A 25657-nucleotide genomic window follows, 5' to 3' on the forward strand; every position below is an offset into this window, starting at 1 on the left:
GCCCTTCGAGGGTTATATCGTAGATCAATCCGGTGAAGGAACGCACATGGCCCTGACCACGCTGAAGAAGAAGCGCCGCATCCAGGTGATCGCCATCGGGATGATGGCGCTCGTGGTGTCCACGGCGCTGATCGGCTATGCCATGCGCGACGGGATCAATTTCTTCCGCTCGCCCAGCCAGGTGGCTGAGGCGCCGCCGGCCCCGAACGAGGTGTTCCGCATCGGCGGCCTCGTGGCCGACGGGAGCTTGCTGCGCGGGCAGGGCGAGACCATCACATTCGCAGTGACCGACGGCGCCGCGACGATCCCCGTGGCCTATACCGGCGTGCTGCCCGACCTGTTCGGCGAGGGCGAGGGTATGGTCGGCACGGGCCGCTTCGTCGACGGCACCTTCCAGGCGACCGAGATCCTGGCCAAGCACGACGAATCCTACATGCCCAAGGAAGTGGTCGATGCGCTGAAGGAACAGGGCGTCTACCAGGATCCGAACGCAGGCGTCGCCACGAATTAACCCGGGCCGCGCGATGGTCTGTCCCGACCTGATCGAGGACAGCCCATGCGCAGCATACATGACATCGCAGACGAGATCGTGGCCCGCGAAGGCGGCTTCGTGAACGACCCGGACGATCCCGGCGGCGCCACCAAGCATGGCGTGACCATCGGCACGCTCCGTCGGCTGGGGCTTGACCTGGACGGCGACGGCGACGTGGATGCCGTTGACGTCCGTGCCGTGGGCCGGGACCAGGCGCGCCAGATCTTCCTGCGGGACTATTTCGCGAAACCGGGTCTCGACCGGCTGCCCGAAAGCCTGCAGGCGACCGTGTTCGACATGCAGGTCAACGCGGGCGCCAACGCGGTGAAGATCCTGCAACGGCTGCTCGGCGACATGGGGCACCCGGTGGCGGTGGACGGCATCATCGGCCCGCGCACGGCGGCCGCTGCCGCGCTGGCGCATGCGCAGGCGCCCCACCACCTGCGCGATGCCTACGGGATCGCGCGGCGGAATTACTACTACGGGTTGGGGGACGCGCGGCCGTCGCTGCGCAAGTTCGCGCGACGGCGCGACGGCGGCAAGGGCGGCTGGATCACGCGGGCCGAGCACTTCGTCTCGCCCCGCTATCACCTCAGCGACGCGGAGCACCGCGCACGGGTGGCGTCATGGGCATGATCGACCGCGCCATGAGCCTGCTGTTCGGTGCGGGCAACGACGCGTTGCGCGACACGATCGAGGTCTTTCGCGAAAACGCCGAGGGCCGCGCCACCCGCGACGCCGACCATCGCCGCGCCGTACTGGAGCAGTTCTCGGCCGAGTTCGACCGCGAGGCGTCTGGCGGTTTCGACCGGTTCATGGACGGCGTGAACCGCGTGCCGCGCCCCGCCATGGCGCTGGGCACGCTGGGGCTGTTCGTGGCCGCCATGATCGACCCGGTCTGGTTCTCGGCCCGGATGGCGGGGCTTGCCTCCGTGCCCGAACCGCTATGGTGGCTGCTGGGGGCGATCGTGTCGTTCTATTTCGGCGCGCGCCACCAGGTGAAGGGGCAGCAATTCCGGCGGTCCCTGCTGCGTGCCGCGGCCGCTCGAACGCCCGCGCCCGAGGGGAACGCCGCGCTGGACGACTGGCGGGCCGCCCGTGCCGGTTGAGCTGATGATGAAGCTCATCGCCGAGGACGGCCCGTGGGTCGTGCTGGTGTTCTACCTGCTCTACCGCGACGGGCAGAAGGACGCCGCCACGCGACAGGTGCTGAACAAGAACACCGCGGTGCTGGTCGAGATGACGGCCCTCGTGCGGGGGACGGTCCTGGGCGCGAAGGGTGGCCTGTGATGCGTCGGTGGCTGCGCGCGCTTCTGCGGGGCTGGCGGCTGACGCGCGATCTGGAGCGGAACCGCGCCGCCGCCGAGCGGCTGGACCGGGCGCTGCGCGAGGTGACGAGACCATGAAATCCGCCGCTTTTCTCGTCCTGACCGTGCTGGTCTTGCTGTCCGTAGGCAGGGCGGCCCTTGGTGATGGCGCCGCCTACCTGCTGGTCGGCGGCGCCATGGCGCTGATGGCCGCGCTGATCGCCGTCACCTTCGCGTGGCTGTGGCGCTCGAACGCGACGCCCCTGGCCTTGGGCATGGTGCTGAGCTGGTCCGGGACCGCGGGCACCCTGCTGTGGTGGTGGAGCGCGGCGCAGTGGGGGGCCGCGGGCCCGATCCCCGATCATCCCGGCCTCGCCTTTGGCGTCGCGCTGCACATTTCGGGCGCGGTCCTTCATTTCCTGGTCATCGGGCGGTCGCTGAAGCTGCCGCAGGGGCTGGCCATCGCTATCCCGCTACTCTCTGTCGCGCTCGCGGGCCTGGTCCACACGGTGATCTGATCCCTGCGGCGTGGGTGCCGCATTGGCCTTGGCCCCGGCCATCTGTATGGTCCGGCCATGATTATCGAACTCGGTCACTTCGCCCTGATTCTGGCCCTCGTGCTGGCTTGTGTTCAGACGGTCGTTCCGCTGGTGGGCGCCTCGCGCAACTGGCCCGGTGCCATGGCCGCCGGGGGACCCGCCGCCAACGGACAGTTCCTGTGTCTCGCGTTCGCCTTCGCGGCGCTGACCTACGGGTTCGTGACCTCGGACTTCTCGCTGCGGCTGGTGACGGCCAATTCCCATACCGACAAGCCGCTGATCTACAAGATCACCGGCGTTTGGGGGAACCACGAGGGGTCCATGCTGCTGTGGTGCGTGATCCTCGCGCTTTACGCGGCCATGGCGGCGGTGTTCGGCGGCAACCTGCGGCCCAGCCTGCGGGCCCGCGTCATCGGGGTGCAGGGCGCGATCAGCGTGGCGTTCCTGAGCTTCCTGGTGTTCACGTCGAACCCGTTCTCGCGGCTGGCGACGCCGCCCATGAACGGGCAGGACCTGAACCCCCTTCTGCAGGATCCCGGCTTGGCGTTCCACCCGCCGTTCCTTTACCTCGGGTACGTGGGGCTGAGCATGGCGTTCAGCTTTGCCGTGGCCGCCCTGATCGAGGGGCGCGTCGATGCCGCGTGGGGCCGCTGGGTGCGGCCCTGGACGCTGGCCGCGTGGCTGTTCCTGACCGTGGGCATCGCCCTGGGCTCGTGGTGGGCCTATTACGAGCTGGGCTGGGGCGGCTTCTGGTTCTGGGACCCGGTCGAGAACGCCAGCTTCATGCCGTGGCTCATCTCGGCGGCGCTGCTGCACTCGGCCATCGTGGTCGAAAAGCGCGAGGCGCTGAAAAGCTGGACCATCCTGCTGGCGATCCTCGCCTTCGGCTTCTCGCTGATCGGGGCGTTCATCGTGCGCTCGGGCGTGCTGACCAGCGTGCATGCCTTCGCCAACGACCCCGAGCGGGGCGTGTACCTGCTGATGATCACCGGGCTGTTCATGGGCGGCGCCCTGACGCTTTACGCCGCGCGGGCGGCGGTGCTCGAGGCGAAGGGCGTCTTCGCGCTGGCCAGCCGCGAGGCGGCGCTGGTTGCCAACAATGTCCTGCTGGCGGTCTCCGCCTTCGTGGTCTTCGTGGGCACGGTCTGGCCGCTGGTGGCCGAGATGGCCTTCGACCGCAAGCTGAGCGTCGGCGCGCCGTTCTTCGACGCGGCCTTCACGCCCTTCATGGTGGCGCTGGCCATGTTGCTGCCGCTGGGTTCGCTCATGCCATGGAAACGCGCCCGGATGGACCGGGTGATGGCGCCGCTCTGGGGCGCTCTGGCCCTGTCGGTGGCGCTGGGGGCCTTGGTGTGGGTGTTGCAGACCGGCGGCTCGATGCTGGCCCCGATCGGCGCGGTGCTGGCCGCGTGGGTCGGTCTCGGGGTCGTTGCGGACCTGTGGCAGCGCGCGGGCAAGGGCCGCGACCTTTCGGCCAAGCTGCGCCGCCTGAAGGGACTGCCGCGCGCCGACTGGGGCAAGTCGGTGGCTCATGCGGGCTTTGGCGTGACGCTGTTCGGGATCTGCGCGCTGACCGCGTGGCAGGTCGAGGATATCCGCGTGGCCGATGTGGGTGACACCTACGACGTTGCCGGCTACACCATCGCGCTGGACGAGGTCCGGGGCGGGCGCGGCCCGAATTACCAGACCACCATGGCGTCCATCGAGGTCTCGCGCGGGGATCGCACCATCGCGACGCTGCAACCCGAGAAGCGGTTCTATCCCGTGGCGCAGATGCCGACGACCGAAGCCGCCATCGACAACGGTATCCTTCGCGACATCTACGTCGTGATCGGCGATCCGCAGGAGGACGGTGGCTGGGCCGTGCGCACCTATATCAAGCCCTTCGCGAACTGGATCTGGGCCGGATGCATCATCATGGCCCTGGGCGGCTGCCTGAGCCTGTCGGACCGGCGCCACCGTGTCGCCGCGGGGGCCGCCCGGGCGCCCGCTGCCGGGGTTCCCGCGGAATGAAGCGGCTTGTCGTCCTGGTCTGGCTGGCATTGATGCCACCGCTGCCCGCGTTGGCCGTGCAGCCCGACGAGGTTCTGGAGAACCCCGCGCTCGAGGCGCGGGCGCGCGAGCTGTCCAAGGGGCTGCGCTGTCTCGTCTGCCGCAACGAGAATATCGACGAATCCAACGCCGATCTGGCCCGGGACCTGCGCATCGCCGTGCGCGAACGGCTGGTGGCGGGCGACAGCGACGAAGAGGTCATCGACTACCTCGTGACCCGCTACGGCGAGTACGTGCTGCTGAAGCCGACCTTCCGGGGCGCGAACCTCGTGCTGTGGCTCGCAGGGCCGGTGATGGTGCTGGGCGGCGGACTGATCGCCGTGAGCTACCTGCGCCGGCGCCGCCCCGAGGATGCCGCGCCCCCCGAGGCGCTGAGCCCCGAGGAACAGGCGCGGCTGGACGCGCTCATGGGGGACAACCGCAGGCTCTGACCGGGCGTCACACTTCCCCCCTTTGACGCGCCGTGCCATCAAGGACGCGACACGCCCGAGGAAGCCGCCATGAACTACCAGACCATCCGCCTGTCCCTGCGCGACGGCGTCGCCGTCATCACGCTGAACCGTCCCGACAAGATGAACGCGCTGAACTCTCAGATGCGGGCCGAGCTTCTGCACGCCTTCCGCAACCCGGGCGAAGACGCGCGGGCGATCGTCATGACCGGGCAGGGGCGTGCCTTCTGCTCGGGGCAGGACCTGGGCGACCGGGTGAACCTGAACCAGGCCGACCTCGAACGCGTGCTGCGCGACGAGTACGAGCCGATGCTAAAGGCCATCTACGACTGCCCGCTGCCCACGATCAGCGCGGTGAACGGTCCGGCGGCGGGCGCGGGGGCGAACCTCGCGCTGGCGGCGGACGTGGTCATCGCCGCGGACTCGGCTGTCTTCCTGCAGGCCTTCACCCGGATCGGGCTGATCCCGGACGCGGGCGGCACCTATTGGCTGCCGCGCCAGATGGGGTTCGCCAAGGCCATGGGCGCGGCCCTGTTCGCCGAGCCGATCGGCGCGCGGCAGGCGGCCGACTGGGGCATGATCTGGGAAGCAGTCCCGGATGAAGGGTTCCGCGACCACTGGTGGGGCCGTGCGGCGCACCTGGCCAGCGGGCCGACCGTGGCCTATCGCAACGTGAAGAAGGCCCTGCGCGCCACATACGACAACGGCCTGGCCGAGCAACTGGACCTCGAGGCATCGCTGCAGGGTGAATGCGGCGTGACCCGCGATTTCCAGGAGGGCGTGATGGCCTTCCTGGAAAAACGCGCGCCGGATTACGAGGGTCGCTAGGCCGTCGTGACCGACACGCCCTGCGAGATCAGGTTGACCCAGCCGTAGCTGGTGAGGAACGCGATGTCGGCGGCATCGCGGCCCACGCCGATGATGGCGATCTCGTCGGGGCGGCACATGCCCGTCGGGTCCACCAGGTGCCAGCCGCCGTCCAGCCAGACCTCGACCGTGGCGTGAAAATCGGGGGGCGTCACGTTCAGCCCGTAACAGCTGACCATGCGCGCGGGGATCGCCGCCGCACGGGCCAGCGCGACCAGCACATGGGCGTAGTCGCGGCAGATGCCGCGGCGCTGCACGAACGTGTCCACCGCGGTGGTCGACGCCGACGATGCTCCGGGCGTGTAGATGAACTTTTCCTGGATCCACGACGACATGGCCGCGATGGCCGCGCCGCCCTGCAGGTGGCCGAACGTGTCGGCGGCGTAGCTCTGGAACTCGTCCGAAGGGCAGAACCGCGACGACATGAGATAGCGCACGGCCTCGTGCGGGAGGGTGTGGACGGGGTCCTGTTGCAGCGACGGCAGGTCGGGAATGGCGCGGTCGATCTCGACCGTGGCGGTGTATTGGCAGCGCAGCCTCTGGCGGCAATGCAGCCAGACACGGGTGCCGATATCGTCCTCGGCGGCGATGCGGTGGAGGTGGCCCGTCTCGCCCGGATCGAAGACCGGATCGATGACCGACTGGCCGGGCAGGTTGGCCGCCTCGATCTGGACCAGCAGGTCGGCGGGCGTGTCTATGCCATAATCCAGATGGGCGTTGACGTTCAGGCGCATCGTGGCCCTTTCACGAAGATATATGTGGATTTTCGCAGATCGCTTGCGCGGTCAGTGCAGTGGTCTGTTGGGAACGGCACGCGGTGGCCAACGTTCCTTGCGTGAAGCTTTTCTAATCATCGAAAGGACCGATGACCATGGCCGAATCACGAACCTTGTTCGATCCCGCCACCATGGGTGCGATCGAGCTGCCCAACCGGGTGCTGATGGCGCCGCTGACCCGCAACCGTAGCCAGGCCGACGGCACCCCGAATGCCTGGGCCCAGACCTATTACAAGCAGCGTGCCAGCGCCGGGTTGATCCTGGCCGAGGCGACGCAGGTCTCGGTCATGGGCAAGGGGTACAAGGACACGCCCGGTATCCACACCGACGCCCACGTGCGCGAGTGGCGCAAGATCACGGACGCCGTCCATGCCCAGGGCGGCCGCATCTTCCTGCAGCTCTGGCACGTGGGCCGGATCAGCCACAGCTCGCTTCTGCCGGACAACGCCAAGCCACTGGCCCCGTCGGCTGTCCGCGCCCAGCAGCAGACCTTCACCGAGAATGGGTTCGAGGATTGCTCCGAGCCGCAGGCCATGACCATCGAGCAGATCCGCGAGACGGTCGAGCAGTTCCGCGACGGGGCCGAGCGGGCGAAAGAGGCCGGATTCGACGGCGTCGAGATCCACGCCGCGAACGGGTACCTGCTGGACCAGTTCCTGAAAGACGGGATCAACGATCGCGACGACGACTACGGCGGCAGCCCCGAGAAGCGGATGCGCTTCGTGTCGGAAGTCATCGACGCGGTGGCCACCGTCTGGCCGCGCGACCGCATCGGTATCCGCCTGTCGCCCTTCGGCAAGACCAACGACCTGTCCGACAGCGACCCCGAGGCGCATTTCACCCCCGTCTACAAGATGGTGAACGACAAGCGCCTGGCCTATATCCACGTGGTCGAGCAGTTCCCGGGGGCCGATGTCGCCGACGAGACGTTCGAGGCGCTGAAGCGCCTGCGGAAGTTGTGGGACGGATTCTACATCGGGAATGGCGGCTACGATAAGGACAACGCCATCGCGCAAATCGCGTCGGGCCATTGCGACGCCGTGACCTTCGGGCGCGACTTCATCGCCAATCCCGACCTGCCCGAGCGGTTCCGCGTGGGCGCCGAGCTGAACGCGCAGGATCCCGATACCTTCTACGGCGGGGACGAGCGGGGCTATATCGACTACCCGTTCCTGCCCGACGGCACCGATATCGACGCGCAGGACAAGGCCGCCTGAGCGGCCCTGATCCCCTGGGGCAGGTGCCCCGGCAAAAGGAAACCGGCCCAGTTGGGGCCGGTTTCCGCGTTTCAGAGGATCGAGATGTCCTCGTAATACATCCCGCCATCCTCGAGCGCCGGGTCCGTCAGCGCGGGGTCGGACAGAAGCGGGTCGTCGGCCGGCGGTTGAAGCGGCCCATCGTCACCCGGCCCGTCGAGCAACGGATCGCCACCGTCGAGTTCACCGCCATCATCGAAGAGAAACTCGTCATCCGCGCCGAGCTCACCGCCGTCATCGGGGAAGTCGGGAAACGTGTCGGGATCGTCGGGCAGCGTATCGTCTCCGGAGTAATCGCCACCGCCGTCACCGACACCGCTGTCATCCGCCGGCGCATCGGGCGAGGTGCCGCCCAGCTTGAGCGACCCGTCGCGGTCACCATCGATTTCGCCCACCGAGGTCAGGCGGACAGCGAAGTCCATGTTCGCCACGTCCTCCAGGGTCAGCGCGTCGGTCTCGTGGGTCAGGGTGAAGCTGGTGGTCTGGATGTCGTCCTTGGCCATGCCCGAAGTGCCCAGCCGGACGCCCGCATCGTAGAGGTCCGTGTCGTTGACCAGGTCGCCCTTGATGCACACCCCGCCGCCCAGGTTGTCGACGCCGTCGTACTCGAACGCGGTTTTCGTGATCTCGGCACCGTCGGCCAGCAGCCCGTCGACCAGGGCCGCGTCGCCGAAATCGAAGAACAGGCCGTTCAGGTCGGCGGTCAGGCCGGTGTCGTCGATCACGGCAAGATCGAAGACGAGGCCGCCGGCGCCATCTTCGGTCACGGTGATCCGGACGCTCACATCACCCTCGATGGTGAAGGTCATGCTTCGGGAAGTGTCTGACATCGCGTGCTCCGCAGTTTGTTGAACTGCGCGCAGGCTGGTGCCCAAACCGGTCACGAAATGGGCGCCACGAAGGCGCCCATGGGATCATAAGCAACGATTTCGCGGCAAGGCCGCCGTTCTCGCGACAATTTCGCGCCCAGGCGCCCATAGGCGCGGGCTCAGCGGTTCTCGACGTTGGTGTAGTCGCGTGCCGTTTCGCCCAGATACAGCTGCCGCGGGCGGCCAATCTTGAGCTGCGGATCGCTGATCTGTTCCTTCCACTGGGAAATCCAGCCCACGGTCCGCGCCAGGGCGAAGATCGGGGTGAACATCGCGGTGGGGAAGCCCATCGCGTCGAGGATGATCCCCGAGTAGAAGTCCACGTTGGGATAGAGCTTCTTGTCGGCGAAATACGGGTCTTCCAGCGCGACCTTTTCCAGCTCCTTGGCGACCTGGAGCGTCGGGTTGTCTTCGATCCCCAGCAGGTCCAGCACCTCGTCCGCGGATTCCTTCATCACCCGCGCGCGCGGGTCGAAGTTCTTGTAGACGCGGTGGCCGAAGCCCATCAGGCGGAACGGGTCGTTCTTGTCCTTGGCCCGCGCGATGTATTCGGGGATCTGGTCGGGGGTGCCGATCTCGCGCAGCATTTCCAGGCAGGCCTGGTTGGCGCCGCCATGGGCCGGACCCCAGAGACAGGCGATGCCGGCGGCGATGCAGGCGAAGGGGTTCGCGCCCGAGCTCGACGCCAGGCGGACCGTCGAGGTCGAGGCATTCTGCTCGTGGTCGGCGTGCAGCGTGAAGATCCGGTCCATCGCGCGGCTGAGGATCGGGTTCACCACGTAGTCTTCGGCCGGCACGCTGAAGCACATGCGCAGGAAGTTCGACGCATAGTCCAGGTCGTTGCGCGGGTACACGAAGGGCTGGCCGATGGAGTATTTGTAGGCCCAGGCCGCGATCGTCGGCATCTTGGCGATCAGCCGGATCGACGCGACCTCGCGCTGCCACGGATCGCCGATATCGGTGCTGTCGTGGTAGAAGGCCGACATGGCGCCGACCACGCCCACCATGATCGCCATGGGGTGCGCGTCGCGGCGGAAGCCGCGGAAGAAGTTCATCATCTGCTCGTGCAGCATGGTGTGCTGCGTCACGCGATGCTCGAAATCCTCGAGCTGCGGGGCCGAGGGCAGTTCGCCGTAAAGCAGGAGATAGCAGACCTCGAGGAAATGGGATTTTCCGGCCAGCTGGTCGATGGGATAGCCGCGGTGCAGCAATTCGCCCTTGTCACCGTCGATGAAGGTGATGGTGCTGCTGCACGACGCGGTCGAGGTGAAGCCGGGGTCGTAGGTGAACACGCCCGCCTGCGCATAGAGCTTGCGAATGTCGATCACGTCCGGTCCCGCCGTGGGGCTGAGCACCGGCAGGTCCAGCGTCTTGTCGCCCAGGGTCAGCTTCGCGGTTTTCTGTTCGTCTGCCAATGCCAGAACTCCCTTTGTTATATTGAGCGGATCGGCCATGGGGCCGATCGTTCAACCGTTCTTTTCCGGGCCTTGCGGTCCGTTTTGGATGGCCTCGTCCAGGCGGGCCAGCGTTTCGTCGCGGCCCAGCACGACCATCATGTCAAAGACGCTGGGGGTGGCCGTCCGACCGGCCAGTGAGGCGCGCAGGGGCCCGGCCACCTTGCCCAGACCCACGCCGTGCGCTTCCGCGATCCGGGTGGCGACCGCCTCGAGCGTGTCGCGTTCCCAGCTAGCAGTTTGCAGGTGCGGCGTCAATTCAGCCAGTATGCCAAGGGATACCGTGTCCAGCGCCTTCGCGGCCTTCGGCTCGGGCACGATGGGACGGTGGATCATGGAAAACGCCGATTTTTCCAGCAGTTCGGGGAAGGTCTTGGCGCTGCCCTTGGTCAGGGGCAGGGCGCGGGCCAGGTCGGCCATGGCGTCGTCGTCCAGCGGCGGCTCCCCGGCGGCCGCCCGGTAATCCCGCACGCCTTGCAGGATCTCGTCGTCCTCCAGCATCGCCATGTGCTGCCCCGAGATGTGGCCGAGCTTCTTGAAGTCGAGCCGCGCGGGCGACTTGCCGATGCCGCCAAGGTCGAACCACTCGGTCGCCTGCGCGGTGGTGAACACCTCGTCGTCGCCGTGGCTCCAGCCCAGCCGCGCCAGGTAATTGCGCATGGCCGCGACCGGATAGCCCATGGCCGCGTATTCCTCGACCCCCAGGGCGCCGTGGCGCTTCGACAGCTTCTTGCCGTCCTCGCCGTGGATCAGCGGGATGTGGGCGAAGGTGGGCAGGTCCCACCCCATGGCGCGATAGACCAGCATCTGCCTGGCGGTATTGTTCAGGTGATCGTCCCCACGGATGACATGGCTGACGCCCATGTCGTGGTCGTCGACCACGACGGCCAGCATGTAGGTCGGCGTGCCATCGGAACGTAAACAAATCATGTCATCGAGCTGGTCGTTGCGGATCGTCACATCGCCCTGCACCCGGTCCGCGATCAACGTTTCGCCCTCGAGCGGGGCCTTCACGCGCACGGCATAGGGTTGGTCGGGATGGGTCGCGGGATCGGCGTCGCGCCAGGGCGACCGGAACAGGGTGCTGCGACCCTCGGCACGAGCCTGCTCGCGGAACGCCTCGATTTCTTCCTGCGTCGAGAAGCACTTGTAGGCGCTGCCCTTGTCCAGCATCGCCTGCGCCACTGCGGCGTGGCGGTCGGCGCGCGACGCCTGGCTGACCGGCTCGCCATCCCAGTCGAGCCCCAGCCAGCGGAGCCCGGCATAGATCGCCTCGGTCGCCTCGGCCGACGATCTTGCGCGGTCGGTATCCTCGATGCGCAGCAGGAACTTGCCCCCGCGGCCCCGGGCGAAAAGCCAGTTGAACAGCGCCGTCCGTCCGCCGCCGATATGTAGGAAGCCGGTGGGCGAGGGTGCGAAGCGGGTGACCACGGGACCAGTCGACGGTGACGCGTTAACCATTGGTAAACCATTTTAGGGGGACATTGGCGGCGGTGTAGTCAATCGCAGATTTGGAGGCAAGTGTGGCGCCGGGCCCGACAGATCGGCTGTGGGCGGTGCTACGGCTGGACGGCCAGCGCGGCGCTCTCATGCCCTGGGTGCCCGTTTTCCTGGGGGTCGGTGTCGGGATCTACTTCGTCCTCCCGGTCGAGCCAAGCGTGACAGGATGGGCCGGTCTTGCGGGCGCGCTGGCGTTATGTCTGTGGATCATCTGGCGCGGCGGCTGGCGATTTCCATGGTTGGCCGCTGTCGCGCTGGTCCTGGCTGGCCTTTGTCTTGCGGGCCTGCGCAGCGCCACGGTCGCCGCGCCGGTGCTCGACTGGCGCTATTACGGGCCGGTGCAAGGGCGGATCGTCGAGATCGATCGCTCGGCCTCGGACAAGCCGCGCCTGACGCTGGACCGGATCGTGCTGGAGCGCGTGGCGCCCGCGGACACGCCGCGCCGGGTGCGCGTCTCGCTCCACGGGCAGCAGGGCTGGATCGATCCGCGGCCGGGGCAGGTCCTGCTCGTCACCGCCCACCTGGGTCCGCCGCAGGGCCCGGTCGAACCCGGGGGCTTCGATTTCCAGCGCATGGCCTGGTTCGAGGGGCTTGGCGCCGTGGGCTACGCGCGCACGCCCGCCTTGCTGTGGGACGACACGGCGCGTGACCGGCCCGTCGGGCGCCTGCGTCACGCCATCGCCGAACATGTCCGCGCGGTCCTGTCGGGCGCGCGGGGGGCCTTCGCCGCGACCATCACCACCGGCGACCGCGCCGCGATCCCGCCCGAGACGCTCGAGGCCCTGCGCAAGGCCAACCTGGCGCATCTGCTGGCGATCTCGGGGCTGCACATGGGACTGATGACCGGCGTCGCCTTCTCGGCGATCCGAGCGCTGCTTGCCGCCGTGCCGGGCCTGGCGCTGCGCCGGCCGATCAAGAAATACGCCGCCGTCGGGGCGCTGGCCGTCGGCGCCTTCTACCTGGCGCTGTCGGGCGGAAACGTCGCCACGCAACGCGCCTTCGTCTTGGCGGCGGTGATGCTGCTGGCCGTGTGCCTCGACCGGCGCGCGATCACTTTGGGCGCGGTGGCCGTCGCGGCGACCATCATCCTCGTCCTCCGGCCCGAGGCGCTGACGCGGCCCGGCTTCCAGATGTCCTTCGCCGCCACAACGGCGCTAGTCGCGGCTTTCCGCGCGTGGCGGGACCACGGTCCGTCCGGCGGGGGACGGTGGGTCAAGGCCGCCGTTGCCGTGGTGCTGTCCTCGGGCGTGGCGGGGCTGGCCACCGCGCCCTATGCCGCGAGCCATTTCAACATGGTGCCCCATTACGGGCTGGTCGCGAACGTGCTTACCGTGCCGCTCATGGGGGCGGTGGTGATGCCTGCGGCCCTGCTGGCAGGGGTTTTGGCGCCGTTCGGGCTGTCGTGGGTCGGGCTGGAGGTCATGGCGCCGGCGATCGGCTGGATCCTGTGGGTCGCGCAGACGGTCTCGGACTGGCCGCATGCCGTGTCGCGGGTGATCGCGCCGCCGGGCGCAGTGCTGCCCTTGCTGAGCCTCGGGATGCTGTTCTTGGTGCTGTGGCAGGGCCGCGCGCGCTTCGCGGGCCTTGTCCCAGCGGTCGCGGCCATGATCCTGTGGACGGGGGCCGAGCGTCCGGATTTCCTGATCGCGCCAACGGGCGGGCTGATCGGGGCCTGGCAGGAGGACGGGCGGATCCTGTCCAAGCCGCGCGGCGACGGCTTCGCCGCGCGGACCTGGCTGGAGAATGACGGCATGGTTCCCGATCAGGAGGCCGCGGCCCTGTGGGACGCGTCGGACACGGTGACGTTCCGGCGCGCGGACTTCGCGGTCACCCAGATCATGGGGCGCGATGCGCCCCCGCGGGCCCGCGCCGCTTGCGCGCGAGACGACGTGGTTGTCCTGCGCCGCGCCATTCCAGGGTTGCCCGGGCGATGCCGCGTGATCGACGAGGACCTGTTGCGCCGCACCGGCGCGCTGGCGATCTGGCTGGACGCGGGCGGCGCGCAACTGGTCGCGGCCCGCCACGTGACCGGACGGCGGCCCTGGAACCGTGGTGGCGCGTGGTTGGAGGATCTTCCTGAACTGGGGCGTCCGGCACACGAAGGTTCTCTCCAGGCGCAGATCACGCCATGAGGCCGCCGGTCAGCTTGTCGTCGCGCGTGATGGGCAAATCGCTTGGATCGAGGCGAAAACGGCTCAATAAGTGCGGATCAGGCCCACCAGCTTGCCTTGCACGCGCACGCGGTCCTCGGTGAAAAACCGCGTCTCGTAGGCCGGGTTCGCGGCCTCGAGCGCGACGCGGCCCGAGCTGCGGCGGAAGCGCTTGAGCGTCGCCTCTTCATCCTCGATCAGCGCGACCACGATGTCGCCGTTGTCGGCCGTCGCGGTTTCGCGGATCACCACCACGTCGCCGTCGTTGATCCCGGCTTCGATCATCGAGTCGCCGCGCACTTCGAGCGCGTAGTGCTGGCCGCGGCCCGACAGCATGTGGCCGGGCACGGCGACGTTGTGGGACGCGTGGGAAATCGCCTCGATCGGGACACCGGCGGCGATCTGGCCCATGACGGGCAGCTCGGTCGCCGCGGCGCTGACCGATTGGGCGCGGGCGGGCGGCGGGATGTCGGGGCGGTCGCCGTCGATGACGCGGGGCTGGAAACCGGGGTCGTCCGCCTTCGCGCCAGCCTGTTCCAAGGCCTCGGGCAGCTTGACGATCTCGATCGCGCGGGCGCGGTGGGCGAGGCGGCGGATGAAGCCGCGTTCTTCCAGCGCGGTGATCAGGCGATGGATGCCGGATTTCGACCGCAGGTCCAGCGCGTCCTTCATTTCATCGAAGGATGGCGGCACCCCGTCGCGCTGCACCCGCTTGTTGATGAAATCGAGCAATTCCAGTTGCTTGCGGGTCAGCATGGCGGGGCGCATCCTTGGGGTGAATTTCCTGTTCCCCCAAAGTTCTAATACTGTTCCCGCTTTGTGTCAACGTTTCGCCGCGCGGTCAGAGCGCGATGATCTCGACCGTGTCGCCCGCGCCGCGGGGCGGATCGTCCGGCGGACGGATCACCAGCGCGTCGGCCCCGGCCAGCACCGAAAGAAGGGCGCTGTCCTGCCGGTCCGCCACGTGGGCGCGTCCGTCCTGCAAGGAGGCGCGCATGTAGTGCTCGCGCGGGCCGTTAGCCGGCAGGTCGGTGCCCAGCGGGACCGTTTGCCGGGGCGCGGGCGCGGCGGGCAGGCCCATGAGCACCCGCAACGCCGGCAGGACGAAGACCTGGCCGCAGACCAGCGCCGACACCGGGTTTCCCGGCAGTCCCAGCATCGGCGCGCCGTCGAGCCGGCCGGCCATGAGCGGCTTGCCGGGCCGCATGGCGACCTTGTAGAACGACCGCTCCAATCCTCGACCCTCGGCCACCTGCGCCACGAGGTCATGGTCGCCCACCGAGGCGCCGCCGATGGTCACCACCATGTCGGCGCCGCGCGCCAGTTCGAACGCGGTGTCGAGTGAGGCTGTGGTGTCGCGCGCGATGGGCAGGAGCCGCGCCCGGCCGCCGGCGCGGTCGATCATGGCGGCGAGGCCAAGGTTGTTCGACGCCACGATCTGGTCGGGACCCGGCGTTTCCCCGGGAGCGACGAGCTCGTCCCCGGTGGCGATGATCGCGACCTCGGGGCGGCGGGTCACGGTGACCTGCCCGTGGCCCATGGCGGCGATCAGGGCCAGGTCGACGGGGCGAAGGGCCCCGCGCGGCTGGAACGCGTCGCCCTGGCGGAAGTCCTGGCCGGCGGCGCGGACGTGGTGGCCCGTGTCCAGCCGGTCGCCCAGCGTGATGCGATCGCCGTCGCGGGCGACGTCTTCCTGGATGATGACGCGGTCGGTTCCGTCGGGCAGCGGCGCGCCGGTGAAGATGCGCACGCAGTCCCCCGCGCCGACAGTCCCCCCGAAGCCGTGTCCGGCGGCGGATTCGCCCACCACGCGATAGGTGGCACCGGGCGCGGCGGTGTCGCCCGCGATGGCGAAGCCGTCCATGGCGGCGGACGGAAAGGGCGGCTGGGTCAGGCGAGCGTTGAGCGTCGCGGCCAGCACGCGGCCGAGCGCGTCACGCAGGGCCACGGTCTCGGACGGCAGCGGCGCGACGAGCGAGAAGACGTGGTCGAGCGCCTCGGCGACGCTGATCACGGTTGGGCCTCGAACCGCCCCGACTTGCCGCCGTCCTTGAAGGTCAGGTGGATGCCGCCGATCTCCATGTCCTTCTGCACCGCTTTCACCATGTCGTAGACGGTGAGGCAGGCGGTCGACACGGCCGTCAGCGCCTCCATCTCGACCCCGGTCTGGCCGCCCGTCTTGACCGTGGCGGTGACGCGGATGCCGGGCAGTTCCGGATCGGGTGCCAGGTCGAGCGCGACCTTGGTCACCGGCAGCGGATGGCAGAGCGGGATGAGGTCGGACGTCCGCTTGGCGCCCATGATGCCGGCCAGCCGCGCGACGCCCAGGACATCGCCCTTCTTGGCGCGGCCGTCGGTGATCATGTCCAGCGTTTCGCGGGTCATCCTGACCCACCCGGTCGCGCGCGCCTCGCGCGCGGTGGCCGGCTTGTCGGACACGTCGACCATGTGGGCGTTGCCGTCGCCGTCGAAATGGGTGAGCGCCATCAGTGGGTGCCCGCCGTCAGCGGATCGGCGAGCAGCGCGCGGGTCGCCGCCGCCACGTCGTCCTGCCGCATGAGCGCTTCGCCGATCAGGAAGGCACGGGCGCCGTATTCGGCCATGTCCGACAGGTCCTGCGGGGTGAAGAGACCGGATTCGGACACGATCAGCCGGTCGGCGTCCACGCGCCGCGCCAGGTCTCGGGTGGTGTCGAGCGTCGTCTCGAAGGTGTGCAGGTTGCGGTTGTTGATCCCGATGAGGGGCGAGGACAAGTTGTGCGCGCGGTCGAGCTCCGCGCGGTCATGCACCTCGATCAGGACCGACATGTTCCAGTCCTGCGCCGCCGCCTCGAGCTCGGCCGCCTGGCCGTCATCGACGCTGGCCAGGATGATCAGGATGCAGTCGGCCCCCATGGCGCGGGCCTCGGCCACCTGCCACGGATCGTAGAGAAAATCCTTGCGCAGCACCGGCAGCTCGCAGGCCTTGCGCGCCTCGATCAGAAAGTCCTCGTGGCCCTGGAAGCTGGGGGCGTCCGTCAGGACCGACAGGCAGGTGGCGCCGCCCTCGGCATAGGCGGCGGCGATGGCCGCCGGGTCGAAATCGGGGCGGATCAGGCCCTTGGAGGGGCTGGCCTTCTTGACCTCGGCGATGAGGCCGTAGCCCTCGCGCGTGGCCGCGCTGAGCGCCTGGGCGAAGGGGCGCACGGGCGGTGCGGAGCGGGCCTCGTCCTCGATGGCGGTCTGGTCCCGCTCGGCCTTGCGGGCGGCGATCTCGTCGAGCTTGTAGGCTTTGATCTTGTCGAGGACGGTGGGCATCTCAGCGCTTTCTGGTCTGGTGGAGGGGGGCTGCCTGCCCCCCGCGGCCTGCGGCCGCCCCCCTGGGAGGTATTTGGGGAAAGATGAAGCCGGTCACGGCGCGATGGTCACGAGCGCGTGGCGCTTCTTGCCGGCGCTGAGTTTCACCGGCCGGGCGAGCGTGGCGCTGTCGAGCATGAGGCCCGCGTCGCTGAGCGGGGCGTCGTCCATGCGCGCGCCGCCTTCGGCGATCAGGCGCTTGGCGTCCTTGCCGGACTTGGCGAGCCCGGCCCGCACGATCAGCTGCACCACCGAGATGCCGCCATCGGCCTCGGCGCGGGGCAGGGCGAGAGTGGGCAGGTCGTCGCCGACGCCGCCCCGCTCGAACACCTCGCGGGCGGTTGCGTGGGCGGCCTCGGCGGCCTCGCGCCCGTGGCAGAGCGCGGTGACCTCGTTGGCGAGGATGACCTTGGCCTCGTTGATCTCGGAGCCCTGCAGCGCGCCCAGGCGGTCGCATTCCGCGACCGGCAGCTCGGTATAGAGCTTGGCGAAGCGGCCCACGTCGGCGTCGGTGGTGTTGCGCCAGAACTGCCAGAATTCGTAGGGCGAAAGCATGTCGGCGTTGAGCCAGACCGCGCCGCCCTGGCTTTTGCCCATTTTGCGGCCGTCCGACGTGGTCAGCAGCGGCGAGGTCAGGCCGAAGATATGCGCGTCGCTGACCCGGCGGGTCAGGTCGATGCCGTTCACGATATTGCCCCACTGGTCGCTGCCGCCCATCTGCAGCAGGCAGCCGTAGCGGCGGTTGAGTTCCAGGAAATCGTAGGCCTGCAGGATCATGTAGTTGAATTCCAGGAAGGACAGGCTTTGTTCCCGGTCGAGCCGCGATTTCACGCTTTCGAAGCTGAGCATGCGGTTCACGCTGAAATGGCGGCCGATGTCGCGCAGGAATTCCAGGTAATTGAGATCGTCGAGCCATTCGGCGTTGTTGAGCATCAGCGCGTCCGACGGACCGTCGCCGTACTGGAGGTACTTGGCGAACACGCCCTTCATGCCCTCGATATTGGCGTCGATCTGGTCGGGGCCCAGCAGCGGGCGTTCGTCCGCGCGGAAGCTGGGGTCGCCCACCTTCGTGGTGCCGCCGCCCATGAGCGTCAGGGGCTTGTGGCCGGTCTTCTGCAACCAGCGCAGCATCATGATGTTCAGCAGGTGGCCGACATGCAGCGACTTGGCGGTCGCGTCATAGCCGATATAGGCGGGCACGATGCCGGCCGTCAGGGCGTCGTCCAGGCCTTCGTAATCGGTGCAATCGGCCAGGAAGCCGCGGGCGATCATCACCTGCAGAAAGTCGGATTTCGGCTGGTAGGTCATGAAAAATCGCTCCATCCTTGGCGGCACGGCTTCGTATATCGGGGCTCTTGCGGAAGGAAAACCCATGTTGAAGTCGGCGTTGAAGCAGGGGCCGTTCTGGGCGCTGGGGGCGATGTCGGGCACTTCGCTGGACGGCGTGGACGCGGCCATGGTGCTGACCGACGGCGCACGGATTTTCCAGTTCGGCGACAGCGACTACCGCCCCTACGACACCGACGAGCGCGCGGTGCTGCGCGCCGCGATGGGCCGGTGGGACGGGCTGGACGACGCCGCGGCCATCGTCGAGACCGCCCATGCCGAGCTTCTGTCGCAGATGACCGGGGCGCAGCTGGTGGCCTATCACGGCCAGACCACGGCCCATGACCCCGGCGGGCGCGGGACCTGCCAGATCGGCGACGGGCGGCTGCTGGCCCATGTGCTGGACTGCCCGGTGGTGTGGGATTTCCGCAGCGCGGATGTCGAGATGGGCGGGCAGGGCGCGCCGCTGGCCCCGTTCTTCCACCACGCCTGCGCGCGATGGGCCAGGGCCGAGGCCCCGCTAGCCTTCGTCAACCTTGGCGGCGTCGGCAACCTGAGCTGGGTCGACCCGTCGATCGAGAACCCGTCGGCCCCGGGCGCATGCCTGGCGTTCGATACCGGGCCGGCCAACGCCCCGCTGAACGACCTGATGCAGGCGCGTCGCGGTGTCGACCTGGACGAGGACGGCGCCCTGGCCGCGCAGGGCACCGCCGATGCGGGCGTGCTGGACCGGCTGGCGGCGCACGGGTGGTTCCGCAAGGTGCCGCCGAAATCGCTGGACCGGAACGATTTCGCCTGGCTGGGAGACGCGGTCGCCGCGTTGGACGATGCCGATGCGGCGGCGACCCTGACGGCCGCGGCCGCGGCGTCGGTCGCCCTGGGGCTCGAACACTGTCCCAGCCCGCCCGCGCGGTTGCTGGTCACCGGCGGCGGCCGGCACAACGCGACGCTCATGCGGATGCTGGAGGCGGGGTGCGACTGCCCCGTCGCGCCGGTCGAGGCGGTGGGGCTGGACGGCGACATGCTCGAGGCGCAGGCCTTCGCCTATCTGGGGGTGCGGGTGGTGCGCGGATGGCCCACCTCGGCGCCGGGCACCACCGGGGTGCCCGCGCCTGTGGGGGGCGGAACCTTGTCCATGCCGTCGGATCTGGCCGTGGCGCTGGGGGCCGGGGGCTGAAAGCGTCGACCCGCCGGACCGCCCGACACGGCAAAAACCCCGGCGGCGCGCCGGGGTTGGAACAAGCCGGAGCGTGGTCGCCGATCAGGCGGCGATGTCGGCCACGGTGGTGGTCATCGCCAGCTCGACGCCCTCGGCATAGATGATGTGCTCGGCATCGAAGACGAGCTGGAAGCTGCGCAGGCTCTGCGGCGCGTCGGCGACGGTAATGTACTGGCCGTCGGCCATGCGGGCCGCGGGGACCAGCGAGCTGTCGGCGGCGTAGAGGGCGCGGGACTTCCAGCCGCGGATCAGCAGCGGCTGATCGGGGGCGACGGTCATGTCACGCTCGGGGCGGTCATGGCCCAGCACCGACGCCGAGATCGTCACCGGGCGCACATCCGTGTGCACGGTCACCTTCACGCCGCGCAGCACGCTGATGCCGCCATCGCGCGTCACGACCCGGTCGCCCGGTGTCAAGAATTCCACGGGGATCATCCCGTCCAACGTCATCACGCGCGTGCCTGCCGCCAGACCGGCTTGCGTGGATCCCGCCCGGGCCTGTTTGCCGGCCGCTTTTCCTGGGATCTCGTGTGCCATGTCACTGTCCTTTGTCTTGCCTCGATCCCTCTCTTGCGCGCAAATGTGTCAAAAATTCGTTGAGCGGCCCTTTTTCGGTACGTTTTTTCCGCTCGCATCCGCAAACCGCCTTTGCTAGAGAGACGCGAATTTTGCGGGGCGCCGTGTCGGCTGCCCCCTTGTTTTGCGGGTGTGGCGGAACTGGTAGACGCACTTGGTTTAGGTCCAAGCGCCGCAAGGCGTGGGGGTTCGAGTCCCTTCACCCGCACCAGAAGCATGGAAGAGGAAAAAGGCACAATGCAGGTCAACGAGACGTTGAACGAGGGCCTCAAGCGCGGCTACCACATCACCGTGACCGCCGACGAGCTGAACGCCAAGGTCGACGAGAAGCTGAAAGAAGCCCAGCCCGAAGTCGAGATGAAGGGCTTTCGCAAGGGCAAAGTGCCGATGGCGCTGCTGAAGAAGCAGTTCGGCCAGCGCCTGATGGGCGAGGCCATGCAGGAAGCCGTCGACGGCGCCATGTCCAAGCATTTCGAGGAAAGCGGCGACCGCCCGGCCGCCCAGCCCGACGTCAAGATGACCAACGAGAACTGGAAGGAAGGCGACGATATCGAGGTCGAGATGACCTACGAGGCGCTGCCCGAGATCCCCGAGTTCGATGCTTCGGAGCTGAAGCTGGAAAAGATGGTCGTCACCCCCGACGAGTCGGCCGTGGACGAAGCCTTGGAAAAGCTGGCCGAAAGCGCCCAGAGCTTCGAGACCAAGAAGGGCAAGGCCGCCGATGGCGACCAGGTCGTGATCGACTTCTCCGGCTCCATCGATGGCGAGGTCTTCGAAGGCGGCACCGCTGAGGATTACCCGCTGGTGCTGGGCTCGAACAGCTTCATCCCCGGCTTCGAGGATCAGCTGAAGGGCGCCAAGGCCGGTGAAGAGGTCGAGGTGAAGGTCGATTTCCCCGCCGACTACCAGGCCGAGCACCTGGCCGGGAAGGAAGCCGTCTTCGCCTGCACCGTGAAAGAGGTGAAGAAGCCCGCCAAGGCCGAGGTGAACGACGAGCTGGCCAAGCAGTTCGGCGCCGAGGACCTGGAATCGCTGAAGGGCCAGATCCGCGAGCGCCTGGGCGCCGAGTACGGGCAGGCCGCGCGCGCCGTCATGAAGCGTCAGCTTCTGGACCAGCTGGACGACAAGGTGTCCTTCGACCTGCCGCCGAGCCTGGTGCAGGCCGAGGCCGACCAGATCGCCCACCAGCTGTGGCACGAGGAAAACCCCGACGTGCAGGGCCACGATCACGAGAAGATCGAGCCCACGGACGAGCACCGCAAGCTGGCCGAGCGCCGCGTGCGCCTGGGCTTGCTGCTGGCCGAGCTGGGCCGCAAGCACGAGATCCAGGTCACCGATGCCGAGATGACGCAGGCCGTCATGAACCAGGCGCGGCAGTACCCGGGCCAGGAGCGCCAGTTCTTCGAGTTCGTTCAGAACAACCCGCAGGCCCGCCAGCAGCTGCAGGCGCCGCTGTTCGAGGACAAGGTCGTCGATTACGTCTTCGACCAGGCCGACGTGACCGAGAAAGAGGTCAGCAAGGAAGAGCTCGAGAAGGCGGTCGAACAGCTGGAGGCCGAGGAGGCCGCGGCGTAAGCGACACCGCTTCGATGAATCCAAGAAGGCGCGGCCCGCTGGGTCGCGCCTTTTTGCTTGCCGGGCCGCGCTTCGCCTTGGCAAACCGCGCCACCGCGCCACGTCGGGCTGCAAAGACAGTCAGAACGGAGAGCGGAGCATGAAAATATCCCTGGACGGCAAGCGCGCCCTGGTGACCGGATCGACCAAGGGCATCGGTTGGGCCACGGCGCAGGGGCTGGCGAACGCCGGCGCCCACGTGATCGTGACGGGCCGCGACGCGGCCGAGGCCGACGCCCGCGCGAAAGAGATCGGCGGCAGCGCCTACGCCGCGGACCTGGGCACTGCCGAAGGGTGCGACCGGCTGATCAGCGACGTCGAGCGTGTCGATATCCTGGTGAACAACGCCGGCATCTTTCAGCCGGTCGATTTCTTCGAGACCGACGACGCCATCTGGGACCGGCACTGGCAGGTGAACGTGATGAGCGCCATGCGCCTGTCGCGTGCGCTGGCGCCGGGCATGGTCGATCGCGGCTGGGGGCGCATCGTGATGCTGGGGTCCGAGTCGGGCTTCAACATCCCGACCGAGATGGTGCATTACGGCGTGTCCAAGACCGCCGACATCGCGCTGGCGCGCGGGCTGGCCAAGCGGCTGGCCGGGACGGGGGTCACGGTCAACTCGGTCCTGCCGGGGCCGACATTGTCCGACGGCGTGAAGGCGATGATCGAGGAGAACGTGAAGGAAACCGGGGAAAGCATCGAGGAGGCCGGCGCGCGGTTCGCGCAGCAGGAACGCCCGACGACGATCATCCAGCGCACCGCCACGGTCGAGGAGGTGGCGAACATGATCGTCTACACCTGCTCGGAGCAGGCCGCAGCCACCACGGGTGCGAGCCTGCGCGTGGAAGGCGGGATCGTGGATTTCCTTTAAGCAGCTGCTCGGAAACGGAAAACGCCGCGCGGGAGGGCCCGCGCGGCGTTGTCACTCCGGAAGGAACGACGATCAGTCGTCGTCGTTCAGCTTCTCGTCCAGCTCGGCCTTGTCCTGGGTGGCGGGCTGGTCGGTCTCTTGCTCGACCGGCTCTTCCAGCTCGTCCAGCTGGGCGGCGCCGATGTCGTCGAACAGCTCCTGGATTTCGAACTCGGCGGCGGCCTCTTCCTCGGCAGCCAGCTCCTGGATCGACTTGCCCTGGGCCTGAAGCTCGGCTTCCTCGGGGCTGCGGGCGACGTTCAGCTGAATCGTCACCTCGACCTCGGGGTGCAGGGTCACGATCACGTCGTGCAGGCCCAGCTCCTTGATCGGGGCCGACAGCGCGACCTGCTTGCGGTCGATGTCGAAGCCGTTCTCGGTCGCCGCATCGGCGGCGTCACGGGTCGAGACCGAGCCGTAGAGCGCGCCACCGTCCGAAGCGGAGCGGATGACGACGAACTGCTGACCGTCCAGCTTGGTCGCCAGCGATTCGGCTTCTTTCTTGGTCTCGAGGTTGCGGGCCTCGAGCTGCGCCTTCTGGTCTTCGAAAGCGGCGACGTTGGCCTTGGAGGCCCACAGCGCCTTTTTCTGCGGCAGCAGGTAGTTGCGCGCGTAGCCTTCCTTGACGGACACCACGTCGCCCATCTGGCCCAGCTTCGCCACGCGTTCGAGAAGAATAACGTCCATGGTCCGTCCTCCTTATTTCACGGCGTAGGGCAGCAGGGCGAGGAAGCGGGCGCGCTTGATGGCGCGGGCCAGCTCACGCTGCTTCTTGGCCGAGACGGCGGTGATGCGCGACGGCACGATCTTGCCGCGTTCGCTGACATAGCGTTGCAGCAGGCGCGTGTCCTTGTAGTCGATCTTGGGTGCATTGTCGCCCGAGAAGGGGCAGACCTTGCGGCGGCGGAAAAACGGTTTTGCAGCCATGTGTTCTGTCCTTTCCTGGGCTTAGCGACGCGACCGGCGGTCGTCGCGGTCGTCGCGCTTCTGCATCTGGATCGAGGGGCCTTCCTCGTGGGCGTCGACCTTGATGGTCAGGACGCGCATCACGTCGTCGTGGATGCGCATCAGGCGCTCCATCTCCTGCACGGCCTCGGCGGGGGCGTCGGTGCGCAGGTAGGCATAGTGGCCCTTGCGGTTCTTGTTGATCTTGAACGCCATCGTCTTGACGCCCCAGTATTCCTGATCAACCAGCTTGCCGCCGTTGTCCGACAGCACGGTGCCGAAATGTTCGATGAGTCCCTCGGCCTGCGCGTTCGACAGGTCCTGACGGGAAATGAAGACATGCTCGTAAAGGGGCATGGACTTTCCAGTTCTGTTGCGGGCGCATTTCAAAGTCCGGGATATGAGGCTTCCGCGCCCCGGACACGAGAGGCTGCGCCGTTCATCGTCTTCGCGGAAGTGGCCGGGACATAGAGCCCTTCGGCCCGCGATGCAAGGCCCGAGGCAGGCGTCCTGCAAAAGCTTTGCGACCGTCAAAGTTGCGCCCGAATTGGCGCGGAAAACCGATGCGTGACCAGTCGGGGTGCGCGCATGATCCTTTCGTTTCTCAAGAGACACTACAACCGCAGCATGGTCGAACACCTGCGGCTTGAGAAATGCGAGGAGGCGGTCGTTCTGCATCGCGACACCTGGATCACCCGGAACGCACGCATGGTCGAGGGCGGCATGCTGGTTGCGGCCGCGGGACTCGGGGCCATGGCGATCGGCATGTGGGTGCTGCCGGGTGCCGTCTGGCAGGCGCCCCTGATCGTGCTGAAGGCCGCAGTCAGCATCGCCGGCCTTTGGGCCGCGGCCCTTCTGGCCCGTGCCGCCCGCCAGGGCGTGCAGGTCGCGGCCCGGATCGACCGGCGCGCCGGTCGGCTGGAGATCGTGCAATCGGCGTTCAACGGGGCCCCGCAGGTGATCGAACGGATCCCGCTATGCCGGATCGAAAGCTTCTTCATCCTGCGCGAGGGCCGGGCGGCCAGCCATCTGTATGCCCGCCTGGCCGAGGGCCGCGACGCGATCTACCTGGGGTCGGACGACGACCCGGCGCTGGAACGACTGCACGCGCAGCTGAGCGGCGCGTCGGTCCGGACCACCGAGGCCATGCTGACATCGCTGGTAGGTCGCGCGCGGATACGGGAGGCGCGCAGCTTCGGCTGATAAGTGTGCGCCACCGCTCAGAACTTGTGATCCCATGCTGAATTGAGCCTCCCCCGGCTTCGACTAGCTGTCGGTGCATCGACAGACCGTCGTCCATTCAAGGAGGTTTTCATGACCCGTCTTCTGACTACGACCGCGCTGGCCCTTGGCCTTGCCGCCCCCGCCGCCATCGCCGAGCCCGTCGCCTACGAGCTCGACAGCAGCCACAGCCAGATCCTGTTCTCGTACGAGCACCTGGGCTTCTCGACCACCTGGGGCATGTTCTCGGGCTTCGAGGGCGACATCCAGTTCGACCAGGAAGATCCCGCGAATTCGAGCGTCGAGGTCTCGTTCCCCGTCCGGTCGATGTTCACCGGCTGGGAAGGCCGTTTCGAGCACTTCATGTCCGACGATTTCTTCGGCGCCGAGGAAGGCGACATGGTCACCTTCACCTCGACCGGGATCGAGGTGACCGGCGACAGCACCGCCAACATCACCGGTGACCTGTCGATGAACGGCGTGACGAAGGAAGTCGTGCTGGAAGCCACCCTGAACCAGGCCGGCGAGCATCCGATGGAAGGCAAGCCGTGGGCCGGTTTCGACGCCACCACGACGATCCTGCGCAGCGACTACAACGTCGGCATGTTCGCGCCCTATGTGAGCGACGAGGTGCAGGTGCAGATCTCGATCGAGGCGATGCAGGCCGAAGGCAGCGCGTCGTAAGACCGGCGCTCATCGCTCCAAAAAAAGAAAGCCCGGCGATTTCGCCGGGCTTTTTTCGACTCCGCCATGTCCCGCC

General features: G+C 68.0%; 28 protein-coding genes and 1 tRNA gene. 16 read left to right on the forward strand and 13 right to left on the reverse strand.

Going from position 1 to position 25657, the window contains the following annotated elements; genetic code table 11:
* Positions 1-46 precede the first annotated feature (46 nt).
* From ccmE to BUB76_RS00305, 8 genes are all read left to right on the forward strand, one after another.
* Complete coding sequence (gene ccmE / locus BUB76_RS00270; RefSeq protein ID WP_073125330.1) at positions 47-511, forward strand: cytochrome c maturation protein CcmE; 465 nt, start codon at positions 47-49, stop codon at positions 509-511.
* Positions 512-556: 45 nt separating this feature from the next.
* Entirely contained in the window at positions 557-1168 is a 612-nt protein-coding gene (locus BUB76_RS00275) for a holin-associated N-acetylmuramidase (RefSeq protein ID WP_073125334.1), read from the forward strand.
* Positions 1159-1641 carry a holin family protein gene (locus BUB76_RS00280; RefSeq protein ID WP_073125337.1) on the forward strand — a complete coding sequence of 161 codons (483 nt, stop codon included), beginning with the start codon at positions 1159-1161 and terminating at the stop codon, positions 1639-1641. The genes BUB76_RS00275 and BUB76_RS00280 overlap by 10 nt, the downstream gene beginning before the upstream one ends.
* A 4-nt stretch (positions 1642-1645) precedes the next feature.
* Positions 1646-1822, forward strand: a complete 177-nt coding sequence (locus BUB76_RS00285) for a hypothetical protein (protein ID WP_236737046.1) — start codon at positions 1646-1648, stop codon at positions 1820-1822.
* A 112-nt stretch (positions 1823-1934) separates the two neighbouring features.
* Positions 1935-2357 (forward strand): hypothetical protein, encoded by a 423-nt coding sequence (locus BUB76_RS00290; protein ID WP_073125344.1) that lies wholly within the window; start codon positions 1935-1937, stop codon positions 2355-2357.
* A gap of 57 nt (positions 2358-2414) precedes the next feature.
* The gene (locus BUB76_RS00295; protein WP_073125347.1) at positions 2415-4391 is read left to right on the forward strand and encodes a heme lyase CcmF/NrfE family subunit; all 1977 of its coding nucleotides are present in this window, start codon (positions 2415-2417) and stop codon (positions 4389-4391) included.
* On the forward strand, positions 4388-4861 hold the full coding sequence (locus tag BUB76_RS00300) for a cytochrome c-type biogenesis protein (RefSeq protein ID WP_073125352.1): 474 nt from the start codon (positions 4388-4390) through the stop codon (positions 4859-4861). Before BUB76_RS00295 ends, BUB76_RS00300 begins: the two co-directional genes overlap by 4 nt.
* A 69-nt stretch (positions 4862-4930) precedes the next feature.
* A complete protein-coding gene (locus tag BUB76_RS00305) occupies positions 4931-5707 on the forward strand; it encodes an enoyl-CoA hydratase-related protein (protein ID WP_073125355.1) in 777 nt (258 codons plus the stop codon).
* Here BUB76_RS00305 and BUB76_RS00310 read toward each other — a convergent pair.
* Complete coding sequence (locus tag BUB76_RS00310; RefSeq protein WP_073125358.1) at positions 5704-6480, reverse strand: transglutaminase-like domain-containing protein; 777 nt, start codon at positions 6478-6480, stop codon at positions 5704-5706. The two genes, BUB76_RS00305 and BUB76_RS00310, sit on opposite strands and share 4 nt — an antisense overlap.
* 137 nt (positions 6481-6617) lie before the next feature.
* Here BUB76_RS00310 and BUB76_RS00315 point away from each other — a divergent pair, with 137 nt between their 5' ends.
* A complete protein-coding gene (locus BUB76_RS00315; RefSeq protein ID WP_073126461.1) occupies positions 6618-7739 on the forward strand; it encodes an alkene reductase in 1122 nt (373 codons plus the stop codon).
* Between the two features lie 71 nt (positions 7740-7810).
* Here BUB76_RS00315 and BUB76_RS00320 read toward each other — a convergent pair whose 3' ends face one another.
* The 3 genes from BUB76_RS00320 to gltX all read right to left on the reverse strand — a co-directional run bounded on the left by BUB76_RS00320 (position 7811) and on the right by gltX (position 11562).
* Positions 7811-8587, reverse strand: a complete 777-nt coding sequence (locus BUB76_RS00320; RefSeq protein ID WP_073125362.1) for a hypothetical protein — start codon at positions 8585-8587, stop codon at positions 7811-7813.
* A 179-nt stretch (positions 8588-8766) separates the two neighbouring features.
* On the reverse strand, positions 8767-10062 hold the full coding sequence (gene gltA, locus BUB76_RS00325) for a citrate synthase (protein WP_073125365.1): 1296 nt from the start codon (positions 10060-10062) through the stop codon (positions 8767-8769).
* Between the two features lie 51 nt (positions 10063-10113).
* The gene (gene gltX / locus BUB76_RS00330) at positions 10114-11562 is read right to left on the reverse strand and encodes a glutamate--tRNA ligase (RefSeq protein ID WP_073125368.1); all 1449 of its coding nucleotides are present in this window, start codon (positions 11560-11562) and stop codon (positions 10114-10116) included.
* 95 nt (positions 11563-11657) lie between these two features.
* On the opposite strand from gltX, the gene BUB76_RS00335 reads away from it, so the two are divergent.
* On the forward strand, positions 11658-13733 hold the full coding sequence (locus BUB76_RS00335; protein ID WP_308417652.1) for a ComEC/Rec2 family competence protein: 2076 nt from the start codon (positions 11658-11660) through the stop codon (positions 13731-13733).
* A 63-nt stretch (positions 13734-13796) separates the two neighbouring features.
* Here the strand turns inward: BUB76_RS00335 and lexA are convergent, their stop codons facing one another.
* The 5 genes from lexA to tyrS form a co-directional block, all read right to left on the reverse strand.
* Positions 13797-14507 carry a transcriptional repressor LexA gene (gene lexA, locus BUB76_RS00340; RefSeq protein WP_073126463.1) on the reverse strand — a complete coding sequence of 237 codons (711 nt, stop codon included), beginning with the start codon at positions 14505-14507 and terminating at the stop codon, positions 13797-13799.
* An 85-nt stretch (positions 14508-14592) separates the two neighbouring features.
* Positions 14593-15765, reverse strand: coding sequence for a molybdopterin molybdotransferase MoeA (locus tag BUB76_RS00345; RefSeq protein ID WP_073125374.1), 1173 nt, complete (start codon positions 15763-15765; stop codon positions 14593-14595).
* A complete protein-coding gene (moaC, locus tag BUB76_RS00350; RefSeq protein WP_139250739.1) occupies positions 15762-16241 on the reverse strand; it encodes a cyclic pyranopterin monophosphate synthase MoaC in 480 nt (159 codons plus the stop codon). The genes BUB76_RS00345 and moaC overlap by 4 nt, the downstream gene beginning before the upstream one ends.
* Complete coding sequence (gene trpC, locus BUB76_RS00355; RefSeq protein WP_073125381.1) at positions 16238-17047, reverse strand: indole-3-glycerol phosphate synthase TrpC; 810 nt, start codon at positions 17045-17047, stop codon at positions 16238-16240. The genes moaC and trpC overlap by 4 nt, the downstream gene beginning before the upstream one ends.
* A 93-nt stretch (positions 17048-17140) precedes the next feature.
* Positions 17141-18394 carry a tyrosine--tRNA ligase gene (gene tyrS / locus BUB76_RS00360; RefSeq protein WP_073125384.1) on the reverse strand — a complete coding sequence of 418 codons (1254 nt, stop codon included), beginning with the start codon at positions 18392-18394 and terminating at the stop codon, positions 17141-17143.
* Between the two features lie 64 nt (positions 18395-18458).
* Here tyrS and BUB76_RS00365 point away from each other — a divergent pair, with 64 nt between their 5' ends.
* The gene (locus BUB76_RS00365; RefSeq protein WP_073125387.1) at positions 18459-19589 is read left to right on the forward strand and encodes an anhydro-N-acetylmuramic acid kinase; all 1131 of its coding nucleotides are present in this window, start codon (positions 18459-18461) and stop codon (positions 19587-19589) included.
* Between the two features lie 84 nt (positions 19590-19673).
* Here BUB76_RS00365 and BUB76_RS00370 read toward each other — a convergent pair whose 3' ends face one another.
* Positions 19674-20168, reverse strand: a complete 495-nt coding sequence (locus tag BUB76_RS00370) for a Hint domain-containing protein (protein WP_084140477.1) — start codon at positions 20166-20168, stop codon at positions 19674-19676.
* A gap of 165 nt (positions 20169-20333) precedes the next feature.
* Here BUB76_RS00370 and BUB76_RS00375 point away from each other — a divergent pair.
* The 3 genes from BUB76_RS00375 (at position 20334) to BUB76_RS00385 (ending at position 22692) form a co-directional block, all read left to right on the forward strand.
* Positions 20334-20418: transfer RNA gene (locus BUB76_RS00375), tRNA-Leu, on the forward strand.
* 26 nt (positions 20419-20444) lie between these two features.
* Complete coding sequence (tig, locus tag BUB76_RS00380) at positions 20445-21782, forward strand: trigger factor (RefSeq protein WP_073125390.1); 1338 nt, start codon at positions 20445-20447, stop codon at positions 21780-21782.
* A gap of 139 nt (positions 21783-21921) precedes the next feature.
* Positions 21922-22692 (forward strand): SDR family NAD(P)-dependent oxidoreductase, encoded by a 771-nt coding sequence (locus BUB76_RS00385; protein ID WP_073125393.1) that lies wholly within the window; start codon positions 21922-21924, stop codon positions 22690-22692.
* A 72-nt stretch (positions 22693-22764) separates the two neighbouring features.
* Here BUB76_RS00385 and rplI read toward each other — a convergent pair whose 3' ends face one another.
* From rplI to rpsF, 3 genes are read right to left on the reverse strand one after another with little or no spacing between them, the layout of a single operon-like run.
* Positions 22765-23418: a 50S ribosomal protein L9 gene (rplI, locus tag BUB76_RS00390; protein ID WP_073125396.1), complete on the reverse strand. Its 654-nt coding sequence runs from the start codon at positions 23416-23418 to the stop codon at positions 22765-22767.
* A gap of 12 nt (positions 23419-23430) precedes the next feature.
* Positions 23431-23658 (reverse strand): 30S ribosomal protein S18, encoded by a 228-nt coding sequence (gene rpsR / locus BUB76_RS00395; RefSeq protein ID WP_058310770.1) that lies wholly within the window; start codon positions 23656-23658, stop codon positions 23431-23433.
* 21 nt (positions 23659-23679) lie between these two features.
* Complete coding sequence (gene rpsF / locus BUB76_RS00400; protein ID WP_073125400.1) at positions 23680-24033, reverse strand: 30S ribosomal protein S6; 354 nt, start codon at positions 24031-24033, stop codon at positions 23680-23682.
* 231 nt (positions 24034-24264) lie between these two features.
* On the opposite strand from rpsF, the gene BUB76_RS00405 reads away from it, so the two are divergent.
* Complete coding sequence (locus BUB76_RS00405) at positions 24265-24879, forward strand: hypothetical protein (protein WP_073125403.1); 615 nt, start codon at positions 24265-24267, stop codon at positions 24877-24879.
* A gap of 111 nt (positions 24880-24990) precedes the next feature.
* Positions 24991-25581: a YceI family protein gene (locus BUB76_RS00410; protein ID WP_073125406.1), complete on the forward strand. Its 591-nt coding sequence runs from the start codon at positions 24991-24993 to the stop codon at positions 25579-25581.
* The last annotated feature ends 76 nt before the right edge of the window (positions 25582-25657 follow it).

Source organism: Palleronia salina, assembly GCF_900141995.1.
In the GTDB taxonomy this organism is placed as follows: Bacteria; Pseudomonadota; Alphaproteobacteria; order Rhodobacterales; family Rhodobacteraceae; genus Palleronia; species Palleronia salina.

Bases quoted from the DNA above. Each gene is read 5' to 3' on its own strand.
- BUB76_RS00405 (WP_073125403.1), top strand. From the start codon at position 24,265: ATGATCCTTTCGTTTCTCAAGAGACACTACAACCGCAGCATGGTCGAA.
- BUB76_RS00285 (WP_236737046.1), top strand. From the start codon at position 1,646: ATGATGAAGCTCATCGCCGAGGACGGCCCGTGGGTCGTGCTGGTGTTC.
- BUB76_RS00370 (WP_084140477.1), bottom strand. From the start codon at position 20,168: ATGGCACACGAGATCCCAGGAAAAGCGGCCGGCAAACAGGCCCGGGCG.
- BUB76_RS00385 (WP_073125393.1), top strand. From the start codon at position 21,922: ATGAAAATATCCCTGGACGGCAAGCGCGCCCTGGTGACCGGATCGACC.
- BUB76_RS00410 (WP_073125406.1), top strand. From the start codon at position 24,991: ATGACCCGTCTTCTGACTACGACCGCGCTGGCCCTTGGCCTTGCCGCC.
- BUB76_RS00310 (WP_073125358.1), bottom strand. From the start codon at position 6,480: ATGCGCCTGAACGTCAACGCCCATCTGGATTATGGCATAGACACGCCC.
- BUB76_RS00320 (WP_073125362.1), bottom strand. From the start codon at position 8,587: ATGACCTTCACCATCGAGGGTGATGTGAGCGTCCGGATCACCGTGACC.
- rpsF (WP_073125400.1), bottom strand. From the start codon at position 24,033: ATGCCCCTTTACGAGCATGTCTTCATTTCCCGTCAGGACCTGTCGAAC.
- BUB76_RS00275 (WP_073125334.1), top strand. From the start codon at position 557: ATGCGCAGCATACATGACATCGCAGACGAGATCGTGGCCCGCGAAGGC.
- BUB76_RS00290 (WP_073125344.1), top strand. From the start codon at position 1,935: ATGAAATCCGCCGCTTTTCTCGTCCTGACCGTGCTGGTCTTGCTGTCC.
- rplI (WP_073125396.1), bottom strand. From the start codon at position 23,418: ATGGACGTTATTCTTCTCGAACGCGTGGCGAAGCTGGGCCAGATGGGC.
- BUB76_RS00280 (WP_073125337.1), top strand. From the start codon at position 1,159: ATGGGCATGATCGACCGCGCCATGAGCCTGCTGTTCGGTGCGGGCAAC.
- BUB76_RS00365 (WP_073125387.1), top strand. From the start codon at position 18,459: ATGTTGAAGTCGGCGTTGAAGCAGGGGCCGTTCTGGGCGCTGGGGGCG.
- ccmE (WP_073125330.1), top strand. From the start codon at position 47: ATGGCCCTGACCACGCTGAAGAAGAAGCGCCGCATCCAGGTGATCGCC.
- gltX (WP_073125368.1), bottom strand. From the start codon at position 11,562: ATGGTTAACGCGTCACCGTCGACTGGTCCCGTGGTCACCCGCTTCGCA.
- lexA (WP_073126463.1), bottom strand. From the start codon at position 14,507: ATGCTGACCCGCAAGCAACTGGAATTGCTCGATTTCATCAACAAGCGG.
- BUB76_RS00300 (WP_073125352.1), top strand. From the start codon at position 4,388: ATGAAGCGGCTTGTCGTCCTGGTCTGGCTGGCATTGATGCCACCGCTG.
- tig (WP_073125390.1), top strand. From the start codon at position 20,445: ATGCAGGTCAACGAGACGTTGAACGAGGGCCTCAAGCGCGGCTACCAC.
- BUB76_RS00295 (WP_073125347.1), top strand. From the start codon at position 2,415: ATGATTATCGAACTCGGTCACTTCGCCCTGATTCTGGCCCTCGTGCTG.
- BUB76_RS00305 (WP_073125355.1), top strand. From the start codon at position 4,931: ATGAACTACCAGACCATCCGCCTGTCCCTGCGCGACGGCGTCGCCGTC.
- tyrS (WP_073125384.1), bottom strand. From the start codon at position 18,394: ATGACCTACCAGCCGAAATCCGACTTTCTGCAGGTGATGATCGCCCGC.
- trpC (WP_073125381.1), bottom strand. From the start codon at position 17,047: ATGCCCACCGTCCTCGACAAGATCAAAGCCTACAAGCTCGACGAGATC.
- BUB76_RS00315 (WP_073126461.1), top strand. From the start codon at position 6,618: ATGGCCGAATCACGAACCTTGTTCGATCCCGCCACCATGGGTGCGATC.
- rpsR (WP_058310770.1), bottom strand. From the start codon at position 23,658: ATGGCTGCAAAACCGTTTTTCCGCCGCCGCAAGGTCTGCCCCTTCTCG.